This window comes from Streptomyces sp. NH27 (genome assembly GCF_056859195.1).
On sequence record NZ_JACEGK010000106.1, the window covers coordinates 1 to 17,333 of the forward strand.

Here is a 17,333-nt window from a genome sequence, read left to right on the forward strand (position 1 = left end):
GTGCTCCCGCCGCAGGCACCCCCCTCAGCACCGCGTCGCACTACGAGGGAACGGCCGTTCGGGAGGCGTGAGGGTGAAGGCAGAGACACGGATGCCGCACTACCGGCTGACCGGGACAGCCATGCTGCGCGCAAGCGTCCACGCGGGCGACGTGCCGCTGCCACCCTGGCCCGGTACAGATGCCGAGCGGTGGAGCGGGTGGCTCGCCACCGCATGGGCCAACCGCCCGGTGGCCGAGGCCGTCTGGATCGCCAGTCCAGCGCTCGCCGAGCAGGTCGACACCGTACTCGCCGGGCGACCGACGGGCGCCGGGCAGATGCGGGCGCATGAAGCTGGCGCTCGCCCGCTACCTCGTGCGGATGGGTAGCCGTGCCACTCCCTTCGGAACCTTCGCCGGCGTGAGCCCGGCGCACTTCGGGCCGCGCACGTCGGTGCGGTGGACTGACCGCCAGCACGTGCGGACCCGGGCGGATGCGGTGTGGCTCGCCAACCTGGTCTCCCGTCTCGAAGGCTGCGCGGAACTGCGGTTACGGCTGCCGGTCACGATGAACGACTTGGCCGTCGTACGCGGCAAGCGACTCGTCGTGTCCGGGGCTCCCCATGCCAGTGCCGACCGCCCGCAGGGCGAGGTGTCGGTGCGGCTCATCCCGGTCGTGCAGACGATCCGGGAAGCGGCCCGGTCACCCATCCGAGCCAGCGACCTGGTCGACAAGATCGCCGCCGAGCACCCCGGCGCCCCGGGCCGTAGGCGCTGGACGGCGAGTTGGCCGACTTCGCCGCGACGGCGGCGTTCTGCGGCGGATTCCTCCAGCCGTCGGTCCCGATGCTCCGGTGTTTCTGGTGTGTGCCGGTTGCGGGGGTTGGCGGCTTCGGCCTCGTACTTGCGCTGCCGCAGCGAGCTGTGCACGGTGTTGGCCCTTTTCCGCCATTCGCTGGCGCTTGGGTCGTCTTTGTTCTGCGCGAACTGGCGGTCGAGGGCGGTGATAGCGGACTTGATGGCCTTGAGCCAGCGCACGCGCATGTCGGGGTGGCGCACGGCGAGTTCGGTCACCGGGTCCGCCCGGCCCTTGGCTTCGGCCATCACCGTTTCCAGGAACGCCTCCTCGGCCATCTCCGCGAGTTGGTTCACCCTGCCGAGCAGTACGATCTGTTCCTCGCCGATGATCGCCCGCAGTTCCTGCCCCTCGTCGTGCATCGCGCGCGTTCCCCCTTCGATAGCGCGTTCCGGTCTCTGGCCGACGGTTGTCCGTAGGTGAAGGTCAGCGGCGCCGGAGTTCGCCGAGCATGATGCCGCCGACGAACATGTCGTACTCGGAATCAGTGAACAAGTGTGCAGGTTTCTCCGGGTTTTTCGAATCGCGCAGGGCCACGATGCCGCCTTCGAGGAAGGCGACCTGGACGCAGTTAGTTCCGCCGCTGCTGAGGCTGCTGGTCTGCCAGGCGGCGGCGCGGAGCTGGGCCTCGACCCAGGTGGGGTCGAGTTCGTTCTTGTTCGTCACGAGAGGTCCTTGGCGATGGTGGTGAGGAGCGGCAGTGAAGCCTTCTGCGACAGGGCGTCGGACTTCAGCAGGTCGCTGGTGGTGCGGTAGAGCTCGACGGTGTCGTGCTGGTTGAGGTGGAGCGAGGCGCGCATCGATTCCAGGCACACGAGGTCGCGTCCGGTCGGGAAGGACATGATCATGAAGGGTCCGTCCATTCCGGCGTGGGCCCCCGCGCGGAACGGTAGTACCTGGACGGTGATGTTGGGGTTGGTGCGGCTGAGGTCGGCCAGGTGCTCGATCTGGGCGCGCATGACGGCCCGTCCGCCGACTTCTTGGCGGAGCAGTCCTTCGGGGAGTACGGCCCAGATCTTGAGTGCCGGGTCGCGCTCCAGCATGTTCTTCTGGTGCTCCAGGCGCATGGCCACGAAATGGTCGATGTCGTCGGGGGTCTTCCAGACCCGGCTTGCTTCGGTGACGGCCCGGGCGTAGTCGGGGGTCTGTAGCAGGCCGTGGATGGCGACGGGGTTGAAGACGAAGAGGCTGGCGGCGCTCTCGATCAGGGAGAGGTAGTCGCCGAGCGGGTCGTCGACGACGCCCTGGTAGCGCTGCCACCAGTCGGCTTCGCCGGCCCGCCGGACCAGGTCGCGCAGTTCGTTGCGCAGGGCCTCGTCGGTGATGTCGTACACCTCGAAGAAGTGCGGCAGTTGCTGGATGGTGATGCCCTGGACGCCGTTCTCGATCTTGCTGACGACCGACAGTGACTTGTAGCCCAGTCGCTTGGCCGCTTCCTCCTGGGTCCATCCCAGAGCCTCGCGGATGCGCCGGAACTCCGCGCCCAGGCGCCGGCGCCGCGGGGTCGGCTCGACGGCCATGACAACCTCCCTGTGTCGCGGAAAGCGTAGCGCCTGGGCCAGTGAGTGAATATGCCAAATCCCCGAGAGGAAAGACTTTCCTCAAGGCATGCTTGCTGTCGGGGCAGTTGGCGGTCATCATCGGGGATCTGGCCCAGCAGAGGCCGCCGTGCCCGTGACGGCGCTTCCGGTTACCAGGAGGGGGCCCATGCCTGTGATGGCGGTAGATCCCGTACGGCAACAGCGGCAGCAGCACTTGGTGCTGCCGGGCGTCCGTCCGGAGACGGTGGGGCCGGTGCGCGAGATCGTGCGCGCTGTGCTGCGGCTGTGGGAACGCAGCGAGCTGGGCTTCGTCGTGGAGCTCGGCGTCACCGAGCTGCTCACAAATGTGTGGCGCCACACGCCGGGAGACTGTGAACTACTGGTCCGCGAACTGGCGGACGGAGTCCTGGTCGCCGTCACCGACTTCGGTGCTGCGCTTCCGGCGCTCACGGCACCCGCTGACGACGCCGAAGCTGGCCGGGGGCTGCTCCTGCTGTCCGCTCTGGTCGATGAACTGGACGTGCTGCCCCTGCCATGGGGCAAGCGCGTCTGGTTCCAGCTCAGCACCACCGCCGACGCTGCACAGCACTGCCCCCGCCCGGCTGCCTGAGCCCGGGCTCCCGGGCTTCCGCTACAGCGGTCCGTACGTCGAGGAGGTAACCGGTGTCCAGTCCGTTATTCCCGCCCGGCAGTGCCCATCCGGGGGCGAGCGTGGTGGTCGCGGTCCGCGGCAACACCGCCGCGTTGGATGGCCTGGCGGCGGCGGTGTCCGCGCAGGAGATCCCGGGCGGCATTGAACTGATCGTGGTCGACAACCATCCCACCCCGGTCCTGCGGCCAGGACCTGGTCAACTGGGGCCGATGGCCTGCCGGATCGTCCACGAGCCACAGCCTGGACTGTCCCGCGCCCGCAACGCCGGCATCGGGCTGGCCCGCGCGGACGTGGTCCTGATCACCGATCCGGACGCGCGACCCGAACCCGGCTGGGCACAGGCGATGGTCCGGGCGCTGGAGGAGACCTGCGCGTACGCGGCGGGCGGCCGGGTCGTCCCCCGCTTCACCGGCAGCGCCCGGGCCGCCGTTCCTGCCGAGTTGCTGCAGTTGTTCGTGCCGCCGCTGTGGCCGCAGACGACTACCATCCTGGCCGCGCCGTACTGGGTGGTCGGCTGCAACCTGGCGATGCGAAGCAGCCCGCGGCCGTGGTTCGACACGCGGCTCGGCGCCGCCGGGCTGCGTCATCTCAGCTGCGAGGAGCTGGAGTTCACCGTCCGGGCGGAGCGGGGCGGCCTGCGCGTGGTGGTGGTTCCGGACGCCGTGGTGCACCGCGCGATCCACCCCGCCGACCTGACTGCCCGCGCGGTGGCCGGGCGCGCCTGGTGGCACGGCGTCTCGATCGCCCGGCTGCTGGCGATCCACCCGGACGCCGGAATCTACGACAGCTACCGGCTCCGCGACGCACTGGCCTGGACACGGCTCCGCCACCGGGACGGCCGGCGGGTTGCGGTGGCCGACGCGCTGCGGATCGCGGGCCTGCACACCGAACAGGTTCGCCTGGCCTGGGCCAGGTTACGCAGACCGACCGCGGTCCCCTCTGGGCCCGTGGCGGAGAAGGAGGAGGGGATCGGACGTGGGTGACATGCCGATAGCGGTGGGACTGAACCTGGGTCACGACGGAGGATGCGCCGTCATCGCCGGGGAGAAGGTGGTGGCCGTCGCCGAGGAGCGCCTGAACCGCACCCGCTACTCCGGTGGCTGGCAGGCGGCGCTGGCGTACTGCCTCCAGGCCGCCGAGATCGCGCTGTCCGACGTCGGGGTGGTGGTGTTCTCCTGTGTCGGCCCCCGCCTGGAGGAGGGCTTCACCGGCGGCCTGGACCTGTTCGGGCTGCCCGCCGCTCGGATCACGACCGTCGACCACCACCTGTCCCACGCCTACGGCGCGTTCTGCCTGTCCGGCCACGACGAGGCCCTGGTCGTGGTCGCCGACGGCTCGGGCAACGACCACCAGACCGAGAGCTACTTCCTTGCCGACCGCACCGCGATCACCAAGGTGGGCGGCAACCGTGAGGGCCGGACACGGGCGGGCGGGATCGGCGCCACGTACGAGGCGGTGACCAACTGGCTCGGCTTCGACGGGCAGGAGTCCGGCAAGACGATGGCGCTCGCCTCCTACGGCGACCCGAAGGCCATCGAGGTGCCGCTGTTCGACCTGTCCGGCACTCGGGTCGAGGGGCGCCTGGCGCGCACCCACGACCGGGGCCTGGCCGAGTTCGCCGCCAGCGCCGGCCTGGCCCTCGGGGCACCCCACGGGTGGGACACTCCCAGGGCGAGGGAGCTGGCGGCATGGGTGCAGGCCCAGACCGAGGACGTGCTGGCCGAGGTCGTCACCCGCCTGATGGCAGAACACCAGCGCACCGGGGTGTGCTTCGCGGGCGGGGTGGCGATGAACTGCGTCGCCAACGAGGTGGTCCGGCGCCGCACCGGCGCCCGGATGTTCGTGCCGCCGCCGGCCTCCGACCGCGGCCAGGCGCTCGGCAACGCGCTGTACGGCATCCACCGCCTCACCGGCACCGTGCCCAGGCTCCCGTTGGGCGGCAGAGACGCTTTCGGCCGCGCCTACACCGGTCAGGAGATCCGGCTCGCGCTGCGCCGGCACCCGCGCTCGGGCCTGGCCGAGCGGCATCCGCACCGCCGTTTCGGCTGGCGGCCCGAATCCGACCCTGCCACCGCGGCGGCCCAGATGCTCGCCGAGGGCCGGCTGGTGGGGTGGTTCGACGGCGGCAGCGAACTGGGCGCCCGCGCGCTCGGCTCGCGCAGCATCCTCGCCGACCCCCGCCACCAGGCCACCCGCGACGTGCTCAACACCCGTATCAAACACCGCGAGTTCTTCCGCCCCTTCGCCCCCGCGGTGCCCGCCGAGCACGCCGGCCAGTGGTTCGACCTCGACGAGGACAGCCCCTACATGCTCTTCGCTCCCCAGGTCCGCAGCGAACGCCGCGACCAGCTCGGCGCGGTCACTCACGTCGACGGCACCGCCCGCGTGCAGACCGTCAACGCCGCCGTTCACCCCAACTTCCACCGGCTCATCAGCCGCTTCGGGGAACTGACCGGGGTGCCGGTGGTGCTGAACACCTCGTTCAACGACAGCGAACCGATCGTGGAGAGCCCCGCGCACGCCGTGGCGACGTTCTGCCACACCGACCTGGACGCCCTGGTCTTCAGCGACGGCTTCGTGGCGGTGAAGAGCGATGACTGACCCCCGCACGCCCGGGCTGCGGGTGGTGGTGCTCTTCGACACCGCCGGCTTCCAGCGGTCCCTGCCGCTGACCGGGGCCGCCGCCCGCACCCTGCACCTGAACCGGCGCCTGGCCGACGCCGGAGCCGACATCACACTGCTGCTGTGCGACCTCAACCCCCGCTCCGCCCCCACCCGCCGCTGGCCCTGCGCCGTGCGCTACCTGCCGTATGCGGCCCTGTACGAGGACACCGCCCCGCTGGCCGCCCAGGTGCGGGAGCTGGCCCCGGACGTGCTGGTGATGTCCAACACTCAGCTGACCGTCCGCTACGGCCGCGCCCTGGCGGACGTGGCCGGGGCGCGGCTTGTGTACGAGATGCACGACGACGAGGCCGCCGTCGCTCGCACCATCGGCAGCGGCGAATGGGAAGTCCGACAGGCCGCTGTGCTCCAGGCGACCGCCGTTGCCTCCGCCGACGTCGTGATCGCCTTCACCCGCCGCGATGCCGACCTGGCCACCGCCCTGCGGGGGCGGGCCGTGCACATCGTGCCGTGCGGAGTGGAGCCCGGCCCGCCCCCCGACCACGCTCGCGAGCGGCCCGGGACGGCGGCGTTCGTCGGCAACCTGTACTACGAGCCCAACGCGAGGGCCGCCGCCTTCCTGCGCGCCCGCCTCGCCCCCGCGCTGGCTCCGGCCGGCGGATCGGTCGACGTCTACGGCCGCTACCCCGCCACGTTGCGGGCCTTGGGCACGGGCAGCGTGCTGCAGCTGCACGGCCCCGTGCCCGACCTGCGCGCCGCCCTGTCCACCGCACAGGTCGCCGTGGCCCCTCTGGACTCCGGCGGCGGGATGAAGCTGAAGGTGCTCCAGTACCTGGCGGCCGGGCTGCCGGTCGTCGGCAGCCCGGAGGCGTTCGCCGGGCTGCCCGACCCGCGCGCCTTCGCGCTGGTCTCCACCGACCCGGCCATGGGCGACCTGCCCGACCTGGTCACCGCGCTGCGCGACGACGAAGGACTGCGGCGGTGCCTGGGGGATGCCGGACGGAGCTTGGCGGCGTCCGAATTCTCCTGGGCCGCCGCCGCATTGCTGGCCCTGCGCGCCTACCGCTCCGCCGCCGGCCACGCGGGGCCGCCAAGCGGCGGGCCGGCGGCACGGCCGGAGGTCCTGGCGATGGCGGGCAGGCCACCATACTGGCTGCACGAATGGCGCACCCGACAACAACCGAGGACGAGGATGGGCGAGAGCATGACACCAGCGAGCGACGGCGGGCAGCACCCGGTGCTGGCCCGGCTGGCCAGCGAGATCGACTGCGCGCGCCAGGCCGCCGAATCCGCTCTGGACACCCTCTTCGACCAGGCCGCCATCGTCGGCTACGGCGGCCGGTCCATGGTCTTCCTGTCCAAGACCGCCATCCTGAAGATCTACACCCACCGCCCGGCCGAACGCGCCCAGCGGGAGATCACCGGACTGACCCTCGCCGCGACGGCCACCAGCCTGCGCGTGCCCGAGGTCCTCGGCCACGACACCGTCGACGGCGCCCTGGCCTGGGTCAGCGCCACCCGCCTGGACGGCACCGCACCCACCGACCCCTCCGACGAGCAGGCCACCGCGCTACTCGGCACCGTCGCCGCCCGCCTGCACGCCCTCCCTGCTCAAGCCCTCACCGGCCTGCCGCCCTTCCGCCGCAACATCCGCCCGCTGCCCGAGGACGCCCACCCCGTCCGCACCCGGCTGTCCGCCGTCCTGGCCGAGGCTGCCCCACTCCAACTGGCCTCCTGCGTGCCCGGTTTCGTGCACGGCGACTACTCCGCCCGCAACCTCCTGCTCGCCCCCGGCCTCAACCCCGGTGCCATCGACTTCGAGGGCTGCGGCACCGGCTGCGTGTACGAGGACCTGACCAACCTCTACGTCCAAAACTGCCTCATCGACGGCCGCGACCCGCACCTCGCCCTCAACGCCTACCGAGCCGAAAGCGCCCGCCTCGGCCGGACCAGCGAGGTCGACGCCCGGCACCTGCTCTTCCACACCGCCCGGTACTTCCTCTGGGTCCTGCAATGGGCCACCGAGATCGACACCGCCCTGGCCGACCAGGTCACCGCGCTCGCCCCGCACGTCCTGGACGCCCTCGAAGCAGAGGGGACACCGAGGCTGTGATCGCGATCGACGGCATGCCGGGCGCCGGCAAGACCACCGCGCTGCGGGCGGTCGCCGGGTTCGTCACCCCGTCCGCCGGGCGGGTGCTGATCGGTGGGCGGGATGTCACCGGCCTGCCCCCGTACAAGCGCGGCATCGGCATGGTGGTCCAGCAGTACGCGCTCTTCCCGCACCTGCGGGTCGAGCAGAACGTCGCGTTCGGGCTGCGGGCGAACCGTACGCCGCGCGCCGAGGTGGGACCGCGGGTCGTGGCCGCGCTGGAGATGACCGGCATGGCCGGGTACGCGCGCCGCTACCCGCGCGAACTGTCCGGCGGCCAGCAGCAGCGGGTCGCGATCGCCCGCGCGCTGGCCATCCGGCCCGGGGTGCTGCTGCTCGACGAGCCGCTGTCGGCGCTCGACGCCCAGTTGCGTTCGGGCATGCTCGCCGAACTCGCCCGGCTGCACCGCGAACTGCCCGACGTGTCGATCCTCTACGTCACCCACGACCAGATCGAGGCGCTCACCCTCGCCGACCGGATCGCCGTCCTCGACCGGGCCAGGTTGCAGGACTGCGGCACCCCGCACGAGCTGTACCGCACCCCGCGCACCGCCTTCACCGCGAGCTTCGTCGGCAGCGCCAACCTGCTGCGGGTGCGGGCCGAGGGCGGCGGCGCGTTCCGGTTCGGTACGGCCGCGCTGCGCGTGGAGACGCCGCAGTCGGCACCGGCCCCGGCCCCGGGCGCGGAGGCGACGGTGTGCCTGCGCCCGCACGTGCTGCGGCAACTGCCGCTCACCGCCGGGCCGGGCGCGGACGAGGTCAACGTGCTGCGCGGCACCGTCACCGCCGTGCAGTGGCGCGGCCACACCCACCGGCTGCTGGTCGACGCCTACGGGCATGAACTGCGCGCCGACGTCGGTGACCTGCGGCAGCCGCCGGGGGTCGGCGAGGAGATCGTGCTCACCTTCGACGCGCGGGACGCGGTGCTGCGGCCCGGCGGGCTGGCCGGCGACGGCACGGACCGCGCCGCCGAACCCGCCCCCGCGCGTGAAGGTGCCGACGCCGACGCCGACGCCGACGCCGACGCCGACGTAGGCAACGGTGCCGGTGACAGCGCCCGTTCCGGCGACAGTGACGGTGGAGGTGCCGGCGATGGCGTCGGCTAGCGCGGACCGGGCGGCGGCCGGGCCGCGGACGGATCCGGACACCCGGCGCGTGCGGCCGCGCACCGTACCGGCCTGGCTGTGGGCGGTGCCCCCGGTCGCCGGACTCGGGCTGGTCTTCCTCTATCCGCTGGTGCTGGTGGTCGAGCAGTCCTTCTCGCCCGACGCGGGCGGGCACTCCACCGAGCCCTGGACGCAGGTCTTCCAGGAGCAGTCGTTCCGCAAGGCGCTGTGGACCACCGTGTGGATCGCGGCCGGTTCCACCGCGGGCTGCCTGGTCCTCGGGTTCCTGCTCGCCCTGGTGATCGCGTTCGTGCCGTTTCCCGGCGGGAAGCTGCTCAGCCGGTTCATCGACATCTTCCTCGCCTTCCCGTCCTTCCTGATCACCCTCGCGCTGCTGTTCATCTACGGCACGGTCGGCATGGCCAACGGGCTGTGGACGGACGCGACCGGCGCGGCCGGCGGGCCGGTGGACTTCCTGCACACCCCGTGGGGTGTGCTGCTCGCCGAGGTCACCTACTTCACGCCGTTCGTGATGCGGCCGCTGCTCGCGGCGTTCTCGCAGGTCGACACGGCCCAGTTGGAGGCCGCGTCGTCGCTGGGCGCGCGGGCGCCGCGGATCGTGCGGCAGGTGATCCTGCCCGAGGCGCTGCCGTCGCTGGCCGCCGGCGGCGGACTCGTCCTGGTGCTGTGCCTCAACGAGTTCGGGATCGTGCTGTTCACCGGCGCGAAGAACACCACCACGCTGCCGATGCTCGTCTACAGCAAGGCGATCCTCGACGGCGACTACCCGGGGGCATGCGTCGTCGCGGTGGTCTCGGTGCTGCTGTCGGTCTCCTTGTACGGGCTCTACCGGGCCCTGGTGGCCCGCACCACGGGAGGTGGGCGCCGTGCTGGTGCATAGCAGGCCGGGCCGGATCGCGGCCTGGGTGGTCTTCTTCGCGCTGTTCCTGCCGGTGTTCGCGCTGCCGTTCCTGGTCATCCTGATGGCGTCGTTCGCGACGAACTGGAGCGGGGCGTTCCCCTCGCACCCGACGTTCGCGCACTACCGGGACGTCGGGAGCGGGGACTCGCTGCACGCGCTCACCACGAGCCTGCTCACCGCGTTGTGCGCGAGTCTGCTCGCGCTCCTCGTCGGGGGGTGGGCGGCGCTGGCCGCCGAACGTCTGCGCGGGAGTGCCCGCAAACTGCTCGACGGGCTGTTCGTCCTGCCCGTTGCCGTGCCGTCGGTCGTGGTCGGGCTGTCGCTGCTCGTCGCGTTCTCCAAGCCGCCGTTCCTGCTCAACGGCACCGCGAAGATCGTCATCCTCGCGCACACGGTGCTGGTCACCGCGTTCGCGTACCAGTCCGTCGGCGCGGCGCTGGCGCGGCTGGACCCGGCGTACGAGCAGAGCGCGGCGAGTCTCGGGGCCCGGCCGTCGTACGTGCTGTGGCGGGTCCGCATCCCTCTGCTGCTCCCCTCGCTCACGGCCGCCGCGGGGCTGTGCTTCGCGCTGTCCATGGGGGAGCTCTCCGCCACGATGATGCTCTATCCGCCGGACTGGATGCCGTTGCCGGTGCAGATCTACGGGGCCACGAACCGGGGCTCGCTCTTCGAAGGAGCGGCGCTGGCGGTGGTGCTCATGGTCAGCACGCTTCTCGTGCTTCTGGTGATGGCCCGGGCGCGGACTCGTGCGAGATTCCGCTGATCTTCCCCACCCCCCTTCCTTTTCCGTTCCGTTCGGGCCGCAGGTCCGGACACATCGCAACAGCCACGAAAACCGTAATGACTCGAGGAGAGAGATCTGCCATGCGCAAGAGCAACAGGAGCAGCCGTCTGCTCAGCCCGATCGCCGCCGTGAGCGGGGTTGCCGTGATGGGCCTGGTCCTGGCCGGGTGTGGGGGTTCGTCGTCGGCGGACAGCGGCAAGCCGTCGACGACGGTGACGGTGTACAGCGCGGACGGGCTGCACACGGACACCGGCGACGGGTTCTACGACAAGGTGTTCAAGGACTTCACCGCGAAGACCGGGATCAAGGTCAAGTACGTGGAGGGCGGCTCCGGCGAGGTCGTGCAGCGGCTGGTGCGGGAGAAGTCGAACACGCAGGCGGACGTGCTGGTGACGCTGCCGCCGTTCATCCAACAGGCGCAGGAGAAGGGCCTGTTGACGTCGTACAAGCCCGTGGGTGTGGACAAGGTGGCGGCGGCGGACAAGGATGCGGACGGCTCGTGGGAGTCGATCGTCAACAACTACCTCTGCTTCATCTACAACACCAAGGAACTGCCGCAGCCGCCGAAGACGTGGAACGACCTGCTGGACGGGAAGTTCAAGGGCAAGCTGCAGTACTCGACGCCGGGCGTCGCGGGTGACGGCACCGCCGTGGTGATCAAGGCGATGCACGACCTGGGCGGCAAGGACGCGGCGATGGCGTACCTGAAGAAGCTCCAGGCGAACAACGTGGGCCCGTCGGCGTCCACCGGCCAGCTCGCCCCGAAGGTCGACAAGGGCGAACTGCTCGTGGCCAACGGCGACGTGCAGATGAACTACGCCGACAAGGCGTCCATGCCGAACCAGGGCATCTTCTTCCCGGCGTCGAACACGACGGGCAGGCCGACCACGTTCGCGCTGCCGTACGCGGCGGGGCTGGTGAAGAACGCCCCGCACCAGGACGCGGCCAAGAAGCTGCTGGACTACTTCCTCAGCCCGGCCGTGCAGCAGGAGATCTCCTCGGTGGGCGGCGGCTTCGCCTCCCGCACCGACGTCACCGCGACCGACACGAACGCGGCCGCCCTGAAGCAGATCATGTCCGGCGTGGACGTCTTCACGCCGGACTGGAAGGACATCAACGACAACCTCGACTCGTACGTCGAGGCATGGCGGTCCGCCACCGGCAGCAGCTGATACCGCGGGCTGGACGGCCGGGGCGGGTCCGACCCGCCCCGGTTACGCTTGGTACATCTCAGGCCGTACGCAGGACAGGAGAGCGACCCGTGTCGACACGCAAGCCGATTGAGTCGTGGCTCACCGACATGGACGGGGTGCTGATCCACGAAGGCACCCCCATCCCGGGCGCGGACGCCTTCCTGAAGGGGCTCAAGGCGTCGGGCAAGCCGTTCCTGGTGCTGACCAACAACTCCATCTACACCCCGCGCGACCTGCACGCGCGGCTGACCCGGATGGGTCTGGACGTGCCGGTGGGCAACATCTGGACATCGGCGCTGGCCACCGCGAAGTTCCTCGACGACCAGCGGCCGGGCGGCACCGCGTACGTCATCGGCGAGGCGGGCCTGACCACGGCGCTGCACGACGTCGGCTACGTGCTGACCGACCACGACCCGGACTACGTGGTACTCGGTGAGACCCGCACCTACAGCTTCGAGGCGCTGACGAAGGCGATCCGGCTGATCAACGGCGGCGCCCGCTTCATCTGCACCAACCCCGACCAGACCGGCCCCTCGCCGGAGGGCGTGCTTCCGGCCGCGGGCTCGGTGGCGGCGCTGATCACCAAGGCGACCGGCAAGGACCCGTACTTCGTCGGCAAGCCGAACCCGCTGATGATGCGGGCCGGGCTGAACGTCATCGGCGCGCACTCCGAGAGCAGCGCGATGATCGGCGACCGGATGGACACCGACGTGCTGGCCGGGCTGGAGTCCGGCATGGAGACGTTCCTGGTGCTCACCGGCCTCACCACCCGCGCCGACATCGGCCGCTACCCCTTCCGCCCGTCCCGGGTGGTCGACTCGATCGCGGACCTGGTCGACGAGATCTGACCCGCGGGCCCGCAGATGCCGTCCGAGCGTGGCCCGGACGCGCCGCTTTTACTCTCCGCATACGAATAGTCACCCCAATGGACCACTGAGCCGCCGCCCGGAGTGCGGGCGGCGGCGGGCGGCGGAATCTTCGTAAGCACCGGGCGCGGGTCCCCGCTCCCGGCTGAGCGGAGGTCCTCATGTTTGGTCTGAAACTGCCCGCCATCGCTGCTGCCGGCGCCGTCGCCGTGCTCGCCGTGGGCGGTGTCCCCGGACTGCCGAAGCCGGCCGCCGCCGACGACGGCGGGGGAGGGTCGGGCAGCTCCTCGTCGAGCAGTTCGTCCAGTTCGTCGAGCTCGTCGAGCAGTTCATCCGGTGTGGGCGGCATGGACGTCTCGCCGCGGACCGTCGCCCCCGGCGGCGTGGTCTCCCTGCACCTTGCGACCTCCTGCAAGGCCGGGAAGAGCGCGACGGCCAGCGCCGACGTGTTCGTGGACACCGTGACCCTGGCCCCGGCCGGCGGCGGCCGGGGCATGGAGGGTGACGCGTTCATCAGGTCCGACGCACTCCAGGGCTCGCACTCGATCGCGGTGCGCTGCCAGGACGGCACCAGCTCCGCCAGCGCGTCCATCACGGTCAGCGCCGGCAGCAGCGTCACGCCGGTCAACCCGATCCACCCGATCCACCCGATCAACCCGGTGCCGGCCGGCGGTGGCGGCGCGGCCAAGCAACTCGCCGCCCGCAGCGGTGGCGCCGAGCAGCTCGCGGCCGGTCCGGCGGCGGCCGGCGGCAGCGCCGGCCCGCTGCTGATCACCGGCGGTGTCGCGGCGGCCGGCCTGGCCGGTCTCGCGCTCTACCGGCGCCGCGGCACGGCCCGCGGCTGACCCGGCATGCCCGAAGGGGAGGACGCGGAAGCGGTCCGGGCCGACACCCGGGCCAGGCCCGACAGCAGGACGTGGACGGCCCTCGCGGTCGGCCTGCTCCTGCTGGCGGCCTGGCTGGTCGGCCGCGGCTCCGGCGGCGGTACCGCCGCCGGAGCCGTCCGCGCGCAGGCCGCGGCGGCCGGCGACCACCCGCCGCACCTGTACGCGGCCCATGTCCCGCTGCCCGCGTCCGACCCGGTCCGGCTCGACATCGGCTCGATCGGGCTGCACGCCGAACTGGTCGGGCGGGGGCTGACCGACGGCACGATCGACCCGCCGCCGTACTCGACCCCGAAGCTGGCCGGCTGGTACTCCGGCGGCCCGACCCCGGGGACGGACGGTGCGGCGCTGATCGTCGGGCACGTGGACACCGAGACCGGTCCCGCGGTCTTCTTCCCGCTGAGCACCGTCAAGCCGGGCGCGCTGGTCGAGGTGACCCGGGCGGACCACTCGGTCGCGGACTTCTCGGTGGAGGCGGTGGAGGTGGTCCCGAAGAACCACTTCGACGCGACCCGGGTCTACGGCTCCGACGCCGCGGACCGCCCCGAGCTGCGGCTGATCACCTGCGGCGGCGACTTCGACAGCGCCCGGCAGGCGTACTCGGCGAACGTGGTGGTCTACGCCTCCCTGACCGGCTCGCGCGCGGCGCCCGGCAGCGGGGCTTAGGGTGCGGACAGGTGCAAGGGTGCCCACCGAGGTGGGCGCGTTACGGGGACGGAGCGGCTGGCGGGGTTCCGTACGGGACGACCGGCGGGACGGCGGACGGAACGGCGTGCGAAGCGGTGTGACGATCCCCTTATCGGAGGTCCGGATGCCCAAGCGTGACCCGAAGGGGGACCGGTGGCGGCCCGCGCCCGCCGCGGACGTGCGTCCGGCGCCGGACCGGGTCGAGGAGGCCCGCGCGGGCGGCACCCCGCACGGGCTGCGCACCGACCTCGAAGCGCTGCTCGGCCCGGGCAAGGTGCTCGGCGGCATCTCCGACCTGGTGCGCTACGCCTCCGACGCGAGCCCGTACCGCTTCGTGCCCCAGGTCGTGGTGGTGCCCGACAGCGTGCAGGACATCGTCAAGCTGATGGCCTACGCCCGCGGGCAGCGCCGCAACCTGGTCTTCCGGGCGGCCGGCACCAGCCTGAACGGGCAGGCGCAGGGCGAGGACATCCTCGTGGACGTGCGGCGCCACTTCAGCGGGGTCGAGATCGAGGCCGACGGGGCCCGCGCGCGGGTGCTGCCCGGAACCGTACTGGCCCGGGTGAACGCCGCGCTGGCCCGGCACCGGCGGGTGCTGGGGCCCGACCCGGCGAGCGCGGGCGCGGCCACGGTCGGCGGGGTGCTGGCGAACAACGCCTCGGGGATGGCCGCGGGCATCAGCCGCGACTCCTACCGCACGGTCGCCTCGCTCACCGCGGTGCTGCCGTCCGGCACCGTGGTGGACACCGGCGACCCCGAGGCGGACACGGCGCTGGCCGCCGCCGAACCCGAGCTGCACCAGGGCCTGTTGGACCTGAAGGACGAGATCGAGGGCGACCCGGGGCTGACCGCCCGCATCCGCGCCAAGCACGCGATCAAGAACACCAGCGGCTACCGGCTGGACGCCTTCCTCGACGCCGAGACCCCGGTGCAGATCCTGCGCGGGCTGATGGTCGGCTCGCAGGGCACCCTCGGCTTCGTCGCCGAGGCGGTCTACGAGACGCTGCCGACCCGGGCCGCGGCCACCGCCGGGCTGCTCTTCTTCCCCTCGCTCGACGCCGCCGCGGCCGCGGTGCCGCTGTTCGCGCAGGCCGGCGCGGAGGCCGTCGAGCTGATGGACGGCCATGTGCTGCGGGCGTCCGTGGGCGTGGCCGGGGTACCGGCCGACTGGGAGCAGTTGCCGGCGGAGTGCGCGGCGCTGCTGGTGGAGTTCCGGGCCGCCGACGAGACCGAGCTGGCCGCGTACGAGCGGGCCGCGCACCGGGTCTGCGACGACCTCGGGCTGGTCGCGCCGGTGCCGTCGGCGGACAACGGCTTCAGCCGTGACCCCGAGACGATCGGGCGGCTGTGGCGGGTCCGCAAGGCGTTCGTGGCCGCGGTCGGCGGTCGCCGGCCGCCCGGCACCACCTTGATCACCGAGGACTTCGCGGTGCCGCCGGCCCGGCTGGCCGAGGCGTGCGCGGAGCTGCTGGCGCTCCAGGAGCGGCACGGCTTCGACGCGGCCGTGGCCGGCCACGCCGCCCACGGCAACCTGCACTTCCTGCTCGCCTTCGACGCGGCCGACCCGGCCGACGTGGAGCGCTACGCCGCCTTCATGGACGACTTCTGCCACACCGTCACCGAGCGGTTCGACGGGTCGCTCAAGGCCGAACACGGCACCGGGCGCAACCTTGCTCCGTTCCTGGAGCTGGAGTGGGGCGCGCGCGCCACCGCCCTGATGTGGCGGGTCAAGGCGCTGCTGGACCCCGACGGCATCCTCGCCCCGCGCGTCGTCCTCGACCAGGACCCGCGCGGCCACCTGCGCGGCCTCAAGACGCTGCCCGCCACCGAGGCCGCCGCCGACCCCTGCATCGAGTGCGGCTTCTGCGAACCGGTCTGCCCCAGCCGCGACCTGACCACCACCCCCCGGCAGCGGATCGTGCTGCGCCGCGAGATGTTCCGGCAGCCGGCCGGCTCGCCCGTACTCCGCGAACTCCTCGACGCCTACGGCCACGACGCCGTCGACACCTGCGCCGGCGACTCGCTGTGCGCGGCCGCCTGCCCGGTCGGCATCGACACCGGCGCGCTGATGAAGGACTTCCGCCGGGCCCGGCACACCCGCGCCGAGCAGCGCGCCGCCGCCTCGCTCGCGACCCACTGGCAGACCGCGGAACGGGCCGTCCGCGCGGGTCTCACCGCGGCCGGCGCCGTACGCGACCGGGCCGGCGACCGCCCGCTCACCGCCACGAGCACGCTCGCCCGCCGCGCGCTGCGCCCCGAACTCGTCCCCGAATGGCTGCCGGAGACCCCCGGGGCCGCGCCGCGCCTGCCGCACACGCGGCGGCAGGGCGCCGTCGCGGTCTACTTCCCCTCCTGCGTCAACCGGATCTTCGGCCCGCCGCGCGGCACCGGCCGCGGCTGGGTGGTGCAGGCGCTGGTCACCCTCGCCGAGCGGGCCGGTCGGCCGCTGTGGATTCCGCCCGATGTCACCCGCGCCTGCTGCGCCACCATCTGGCACTCCAAGGGATACGACGCGGGCAACGCGGTCATGGCGAACCGGGTCGTGGAGCACGCCTGGGCGTGGACCGGCGGTGGGCGGCTGCCCGTGGTCGTGGACGCCCAGTCCTGCGCGCTCGGGCTCTCCCGCGATGTCGTGCCCTACCTCACCGACGCCAACCGCGAACTGCACGGCGAGCTCACCGTCGTGGACGCGGTGGCCTGGACGGCCGGCCAACTCCTGCCCGAACTCGCGGTCACCAGGCCGCTGGACTCCGCCGTCCTGCACCCCACCTGCTCGGCGGTCCACCTCGGTGACACCGGCCACGGTGCGACCGCGCTCGAAACCGTCGCCCGCGCCTGCGCGCAGGACGTGGTCATCCCCGACGACGCCGGGTGCTGCGGCTTCGCCGGGGACCGGGGCATGCTCCACGAACCCCTCACCGCGGCCGCCACCCGCCCCGAGGCGGAAGAGGTCGCCGCCCGGGCCTTCGACGCCCACCTGTCGGCGAACCGGATGTGCGAACTGGCCATGGAGCACGCCACGGGCGAGCCGTACGAGTCGGTCCTCCTCGCGCTGGAACGCGCGGCTCCCGGGGGCCCCTGACCCCCCGGG

15 protein-coding genes are annotated in these 17,333 nt (G+C 72.4%); 13 read left to right on the forward strand and 2 right to left on the reverse strand.

Annotation, left to right across the window (positions count from 1 at the left end; genetic code table 11):
* The first annotated feature begins 359 nt into the window (after window positions 1–359).
* Window positions 360–1,256 carry a lantibiotic dehydratase gene (locus AC13HU_RS11645; protein ID WP_483041742.1) on the forward strand — a complete coding sequence of 299 codons (897 nt, stop codon included), beginning with the start codon at window positions 360–362 and terminating at the stop codon, window positions 1,254–1,256.
* Between the two features lie 3 nt (window positions 1,257–1,259).
* Here AC13HU_RS11645 and AC13HU_RS11650 read toward each other — a convergent pair whose 3' ends face one another.
* Window positions 1,260–1,499 (reverse strand): DUF397 domain-containing protein, encoded by a 240-nt coding sequence (locus AC13HU_RS11650; protein ID WP_483041730.1) that lies wholly within the window; start codon window positions 1,497–1,499, stop codon window positions 1,260–1,262.
* Window positions 1,496–2,353, reverse strand: coding sequence for a helix-turn-helix domain-containing protein (locus tag AC13HU_RS11655; RefSeq protein ID WP_483041731.1), 858 nt, complete (start codon window positions 2,351–2,353; stop codon window positions 1,496–1,498). The genes AC13HU_RS11650 and AC13HU_RS11655 overlap by 4 nt, the downstream gene beginning before the upstream one ends.
* Window positions 2,354–2,540: 187 nt before the next feature.
* Here AC13HU_RS11655 and AC13HU_RS11660 point away from each other — a divergent pair, with 187 nt between their 5' ends.
* The 12 genes from AC13HU_RS11660 (at window position 2,541) to AC13HU_RS11715 (ending at window position 17,324) form a co-directional block, all read left to right on the forward strand.
* Window positions 2,541–2,984 carry an ATP-binding protein gene (locus AC13HU_RS11660; protein ID WP_483041732.1) on the forward strand — a complete coding sequence of 148 codons (444 nt, stop codon included), beginning with the start codon at window positions 2,541–2,543 and terminating at the stop codon, window positions 2,982–2,984.
* Window positions 2,985–3,037: 53 nt separating this feature from the next.
* Window positions 3,038–4,009 carry a glycosyltransferase family 2 protein gene (locus tag AC13HU_RS11665; RefSeq protein ID WP_483041733.1) on the forward strand — a complete coding sequence of 324 codons (972 nt, stop codon included), beginning with the start codon at window positions 3,038–3,040 and terminating at the stop codon, window positions 4,007–4,009.
* Window position 4,010: 1 nt separating this feature from the next.
* A complete protein-coding gene (locus AC13HU_RS11670) occupies window positions 4,011–5,627 on the forward strand; it encodes a carbamoyltransferase family protein (RefSeq protein WP_483041743.1) in 1,617 nt (538 codons plus the stop codon).
* Window positions 5,620–7,761: a phosphotransferase gene (locus AC13HU_RS11675; protein WP_483041734.1), complete on the forward strand. Its 2,142-nt coding sequence runs from the start codon at window positions 5,620–5,622 to the stop codon at window positions 7,759–7,761. Before AC13HU_RS11670 ends, AC13HU_RS11675 begins: the two co-directional genes overlap by 8 nt.
* A gap of 14 nt (window positions 7,762–7,775) precedes the next feature.
* Window positions 7,776–8,906 (forward strand): ABC transporter ATP-binding protein, encoded by a 1,131-nt coding sequence (locus tag AC13HU_RS11680; protein ID WP_483041744.1) that lies wholly within the window; start codon window positions 7,776–7,778, stop codon window positions 8,904–8,906.
* The gene (locus AC13HU_RS11685) at window positions 8,893–9,807 is read left to right on the forward strand and encodes a 2-aminoethylphosphonate ABC transporter permease subunit (protein ID WP_483041735.1); all 915 of its coding nucleotides are present in this window, start codon (window positions 8,893–8,895) and stop codon (window positions 9,805–9,807) included. Before AC13HU_RS11680 ends, AC13HU_RS11685 begins: the two co-directional genes overlap by 14 nt.
* Entirely contained in the window at window positions 9,794–10,591 is a 798-nt protein-coding gene (locus AC13HU_RS11690; protein WP_483041736.1) for an ABC transporter permease, read from the forward strand. The genes AC13HU_RS11685 and AC13HU_RS11690 overlap by 14 nt, the downstream gene beginning before the upstream one ends.
* A gap of 101 nt (window positions 10,592–10,692) precedes the next feature.
* The gene (locus AC13HU_RS11695) at window positions 10,693–11,784 is read left to right on the forward strand and encodes a 2-aminoethylphosphonate ABC transporter substrate-binding protein (RefSeq protein WP_483041737.1); all 1,092 of its coding nucleotides are present in this window, start codon (window positions 10,693–10,695) and stop codon (window positions 11,782–11,784) included.
* An 89-nt stretch (window positions 11,785–11,873) separates the two neighbouring features.
* Complete coding sequence (locus AC13HU_RS11700) at window positions 11,874–12,653, forward strand: HAD-IIA family hydrolase (protein WP_483041738.1); 780 nt, start codon at window positions 11,874–11,876, stop codon at window positions 12,651–12,653.
* 179 nt (window positions 12,654–12,832) lie between these two features.
* Window positions 12,833–13,516, forward strand: coding sequence for a hypothetical protein (locus AC13HU_RS11705; RefSeq protein WP_483041739.1), 684 nt, complete (start codon window positions 12,833–12,835; stop codon window positions 13,514–13,516).
* A 6-nt stretch (window positions 13,517–13,522) separates the two neighbouring features.
* The gene (locus AC13HU_RS11710; protein WP_483041740.1) at window positions 13,523–14,221 is read left to right on the forward strand and encodes a class F sortase; all 699 of its coding nucleotides are present in this window, start codon (window positions 13,523–13,525) and stop codon (window positions 14,219–14,221) included.
* A 145-nt stretch (window positions 14,222–14,366) separates the two neighbouring features.
* Entirely contained in the window at window positions 14,367–17,324 is a 2,958-nt protein-coding gene (locus AC13HU_RS11715) for an FAD-binding and (Fe-S)-binding domain-containing protein (RefSeq protein ID WP_483041741.1), read from the forward strand.
* The last annotated feature ends 9 nt before the right edge of the window (window positions 17,325–17,333 follow it).